General features: G+C 42.0%; 4 protein-coding genes and 2 pseudogenes. 4 read left to right on the top strand and 2 right to left on the bottom strand.

The window, feature by feature from the left end; translation table 11 throughout:
* Nucleotides 1–75: 75 nt before the first annotated feature.
* Nucleotides 76–526 (top strand): annotated as a pseudogene (locus tag QUA74_RS29315) (transposase); the annotation flags it as partial.
* 195 nt (nucleotides 527–721) lie between these two features.
* Here QUA74_RS29315 and QUA74_RS29310 read toward each other — a convergent pair.
* A complete protein-coding gene (locus QUA74_RS29310) occupies nucleotides 722–973 on the bottom strand; it encodes a TIGR02450 family Trp-rich protein (RefSeq protein ID WP_242725377.1) in 252 nt (83 codons plus the stop codon).
* 94 nt (nucleotides 974–1067) lie between these two features.
* Between QUA74_RS29310 and QUA74_RS29305 the strand changes: the two are divergent.
* Nucleotides 1068–1821, top strand: a pseudogene (locus QUA74_RS29305) (IS5 family transposase).
* A gap of 623 nt (nucleotides 1822–2444) precedes the next feature.
* Here QUA74_RS29305 and QUA74_RS29300 read toward each other — a convergent pair.
* Nucleotides 2445–2669, bottom strand: a complete 225-nt coding sequence (locus QUA74_RS29300; protein ID WP_006635912.1) for a hypothetical protein — start codon at nucleotides 2667–2669, stop codon at nucleotides 2445–2447.
* A 1030-nt stretch (nucleotides 2670–3699) separates the two neighbouring features.
* Between QUA74_RS29300 and QUA74_RS29995 the strand changes: the two genes are divergently transcribed.
* Both QUA74_RS29995 and QUA74_RS29295 read left to right on the top strand, forming a co-directional pair.
* The gene (locus QUA74_RS29995; protein WP_445302183.1) at nucleotides 3700–3873 is read left to right on the top strand and encodes a helix-turn-helix domain-containing protein; all 174 of its coding nucleotides are present in this window, start codon (nucleotides 3700–3702) and stop codon (nucleotides 3871–3873) included.
* Nucleotides 3874–3886: 13 nt separating this feature from the next.
* Complete coding sequence (locus tag QUA74_RS29295) at nucleotides 3887–4486, top strand: transposase (protein WP_333336221.1); 600 nt, start codon at nucleotides 3887–3889, stop codon at nucleotides 4484–4486.
* The last annotated feature ends 111 nt before the right edge of the window (nucleotides 4487–4597 follow it).

The following is a 4597-nucleotide window of genomic DNA, read 5'->3' as shown; positions in this document are numbered from 1 at the left end:
AACGCATTAAATTGAGAACAGATCGTCCTACTTAATATTTTGTTACATACTTAGGCATTTTCCTGCCGACTTACTTATGGCGCAGTAAATTATTTAACTAAACAGTTTGTTCTGCGAGAATATGCAACGGCAAATTCTGAGAATACAGTTGCTTTCTTAAAAGATTTACAATCTTTAAATCCCGAAGCCAGACATTTAATTATTTGGGATGGAGCTAGCTATCACAAATATAAAGAGATGAAAGCTTACCTAGAAGAAATTAATCAAGGCTCATAGCGGGATGAATGGCCTTTAACTTGTGTCCTGTTTGCTCCCAATGCTCCCGAACAGAATCCGGTCGAAGATATTTGGCTTCATGCCAAGACTTGGGTGAGGAAATTTGGGAAGCGGATCGGTTCTTTTTCCTTGGTTAAATGGTTCTTCAATTTTACCATACATGAACAAAGCTTTGACTTTCTCTCTTTTACACAAATTTGGTAGTTTTGAACCAACACTCAATGGAACTGCTGCTCGATCGAAACCTTAATTAATTTACGAATGATTTGCGATCGCTATATATCTTTCGATCATACCATAAATGTGCAACACCAGGTTTCCAGGACTTGTAGTCATGTAAAAGATTTTTCACAACCGGGAAAGTCTCACTCCTTATTGGTTTGGATCGGAACGATAGCGAGCAGGCGGCGGAAGTTCCGCTCACTCTACCCCACAGCCCTGTCTTTTAGTCCGCAGTTTCTAATTCCTCTAATTCTTGCGTAGACTGCCATCCAGCTTGCCAGAGCGAGCGGTCTTTGAGCTGTGCGGCGTTCAGCCAAAAACGGACATTTGGATCGCAAGCCGCCACCATTTCTGCAAATACCCATTTACCTTCGTTTTTTCGGTTGACCACTTGAAAGTGTCTCCACCCCCAAGTTTTTTGGTGTGAAGTCCATCGAGAACCAACTAAATAAGGAAATTTTTGTTTTTTGCTCACAGTATTTTTGTGGAAAAATATATTAGGGCGTGTCATCAGTTAACGTAAAGAAAGATCAAGTAAAAACAGACCCAAATAAAAGGATTTACTCGCCATGACCAGCCGTCGTTATGCCCTACGGGATGACCGGTGGGAAATAATAAAAGACCTGTTACCAGGACTAGACGGTTATGTAGGTGGGACTGCCAAAGATAATCGGTTGTTTGTGGAGGCGGGGTTGTATCGCGATCGAGTCGGCATGCCGTTGCGGGACTTACCTGAACGGTTTGGGGACTTTGGAGTCGTACACATGCGCTTGGGTCGATCGAGCAAAACTGGGGTGTGGCAACGGGTATTTGAGGTGTTAGCCGAAGAAGCAGACAACGAGTACGCGATGATTGATTCCACCATTGTCCGCGCCCACTTTTCCCAGCGCGGGCGTAAAAGGGGGGTGCAGACACAGAAGCAATTGGACGTAGCACTCGTCGGGTTGAGCACCAAAATCCATGCAGTGGTCGATGAAGAAGGGAAATCCGGTCAGCTTTCACCTCACGCATGGATAAGCCTGTGACGCAAGACGGTGCAGATGTCCTCTTGCCTGACCTGATGGCGGACACTTTACTTGCAGACAAAGGATACGATGCTGATGCACGGTAATCAATGTTCTCCAAGCGCCAACCAAGGCCGCCGTGATCCCCTCCAAGCTTAACCGCACCACCAAGCGCGACTAAGACAAAGCCCGTCATTTAATTGAAAACTTTTTTGCCAAACTCAAGCAATATCGTGCGCTCGCCACCCGCTACGACAAGCTCAAGGTTAACTTTCTGGGTGCAATTTACCTCGCTGCTACCGTGGTTTGGCTCAACTGATGACACGCCCTAGAAAGCAAGTGAATAGTCATAACTCGTTCTGTTTGATGATATTAATTCCCTACCAAAGCTCGTCAAATCCTCCCCCTCTCCCCTTCTCTCCCTCCCATCACGAACATAACAGATAATATAGAGGCGCCGCAGCTTACATGAGAGTTCACCTAAACTCTATCTGCAAGTAGATGCGTTTATTGTAACTTGCAGCAGTTTCGCATGCGTTCAAAAGTAAGGGCAGTTCAATGACTGCCCCTGTATTAGTTATGCCTATTGAATAGGATAATTTTTCAGGCGATCCACAAATAGCAAATTTATCCAATACGAGCTAAATCGTGAATCTCAAATCTAAAAGCAAATAACCCAGGTTATAGCTGTGCACAATAATCCCTTCTGTGAAACTTACTCAAATCTACTTTTAGAGCAGGTTTGACGTTCACTTCCTGCTTTTACCAAGGCGGTCGGCCGCTTCTTGTCCACAGGCGTGTTTTCGAGCCCAACTTTCCCTACAAACATTTTTTCAATCTTAATCGTGTTTCATTGATCCTGTACAGCTCAATAAAAACGCACTTTTAGATAAGATTGACTAATTTCTTTGATTCTGTCGCTACCTCTTGATTACTTCCCTGTTAAGGCTTTTGGCCCGATAAGTCCAGAGGAAGTTGGGGAAGCCGGAGGCGAACCGCATTTGTTTGCAGCCAGAGAGTGATAGCGTGCTTCCGTTGCGGAGTCACGTACTCTCCTGGTCGGATCACGCCAGCACAGACGCCGATGTTTTTAATAAGGGTTTCTCGCTCCGATGAACTTGCACCCTGTAGCAACCTGACTTGGGCTTTGATAAAATCCACGTTCATAGCTGAAAGTAAAAGTAAGTAAAGAACTCAGTTAAATAGCGATGCTTTGGTTCCGATTGTAACTCTAAAACCACTTGGTATGAATCAAATTGATTCAACATCCCCAGGATGGGGATCGGGGCGTCTAGAGCTAGCCAACTTTATTTACTTTATCTGTTTTTGCTAGCAAAAGTGTCACTATGCTAGCAGTTTTGGCAGAATTATTTATAGTTAAGAACTGTTACAAATTTTGGTCGAAATCCACAATACGGCAGAGTTTAGTGCTAACGCTACTTTCCTGAACTCAAAAAGTTCAGCATTGTCTCCAACTCCTTGCCTTCCTAAGTTTTACACTCCCCGATTGGGAAGCGATCGCTCGGAGAACATTCCTCTTTGATCGCCCCTCTTAACACCCGGACACTGCCACATCACCCTATTGATTTAGATTTTCCCGTAGACTGGGCTGTGGACTATAACTTCAGGCATACGTGTTGTTACCGGGGCTACAATAAGCGAGCAAGTTTTTATTCTTGTTTCTCAAGGAAATATTTTTTTGATTTTCTTGCAAAACCCTTATTTGTGTTAATTAAGGCAACTTTGTGATCTCTGGGCCAACGAAGACTCGGAGCTTGTGAATCCAGATATTTTGTGCTGTGTGGCGCTGAATCTGTTTCCTGAATTCATTGGGGGCGATCGCTCCTCCGCGAGAATTGCCAGTAACGGCTCATTTTGTATAATTCATAACATATCGGTCACTGCTAAAAATTTAAAAACAGCACAAGTTTAAACAGCCTTCCATCCTTTGATCGCTCCTAATAGCGCACAAAGAGGGATAAAAAAAATTAACTCTGCATACCCGATTTTTTAAGGCGATTTTACCTTAGCTATTTGCCTTATACCATTTTTTTAAAGATGTGATAGACTTGTGTAAAAAGTAAAGGCGAGAATTACAATGTCTTGTCGTCCTCATATAAAGATTACCGAATCTGTAAAAAATTTACGATAAATCCTCAAACAGCAAAAAAAAATCCTAGCTTATAACAAAGTTCAAATGCTTTATTTATTTCAGTCAAAACAAGTAGAAACTGTTCGGGAAGTATCCACAGTTTTAGGTAAAAGTGAGGCAACGATTCATCGCTGGCTCTCCCAATATAGAAAGGGCGGTCTGGAAAATTTGTTAAAAAATCTCTTCTGTTTTCGGTCGCCCAAAAAAGTTCTCAGTTGAAATAGCAGCTTCATTGCAACAAGAGTTGAGAGACCTTGAAGGATTTCAGAGTTATAAAGAAGTTCATCTTTGGCTCTGGTTGATTAAAGGAATAGCCAGTAGTTACCCGGCTGTATATTCTTTGGTTAGAGGTGAATTGAAAAGTAAATTAAAAATTCCCAGACCTCGCAGTATTTCTCATAAATCTACGGCAATTAATGAATTTAAAAATAACTTGCATCAACAGATAAAAGCTTTACTACACAAAGCTTTACCTCAAGTAAATAAATATAAAAAAGTCACTTATTGGTGTAGTGATGAAACGCGGATAGGGCTGCATACAATTCGTCGGCGCAAGCTGACGCTTTCAGGTGTAAAGCCCGTCGGGAAGCATCAATGGAAATTTGAGTGTTTTTGGCTGTATGGGGCAGTATCGAGCGCTACGGGAAAAAGTTTTTTTTGGGAGTTTTCGCATTTAGACAAAGTTTGCTTTGAAGCATATTTACAACTTTTGTCAATACAATATCCTCATGAATTACACATCATTCAAGTAGATAACGCACCCGCTCATAATTTAAGCTCATCTGAATTACCAGACAATATAATTTTACTACAGCACTTCCGGGTGTTATGAGGTACAATAAGAATAGATTAAAAAAATACACCACTGAAAGCATATTCAGTAGATTTGCTTTCCAAAAATAGTAGCAGCCCATCAAGATCAGAAGCTGTCGATCAGAAAAAC

The organism is Microcoleus sp. LAD1_D3 (assembly GCF_036702135.1).
In the GTDB taxonomy this organism is placed as follows: Bacteria; Cyanobacteriota; Cyanobacteriia; order Cyanobacteriales; family Microcoleaceae; genus Microcoleus.
The sequence above is the reverse complement of the archived record's forward strand: the minus strand, read 5'-3'. Positions and strand labels throughout refer to the sequence as shown.

Bases quoted from the DNA above. Each gene is read 5' to 3' on its own strand.
- QUA74_RS29300 (WP_006635912.1), bottom strand. From the start codon at position 2,669: ATGAACGTGGATTTTATCAAAGCCCAAGTCAGGTTGCTACAGGGTGCA.
- QUA74_RS29995 (WP_445302183.1), top strand. From the start codon at position 3,700: ATGCTTTATTTATTTCAGTCAAAACAAGTAGAAACTGTTCGGGAAGTA.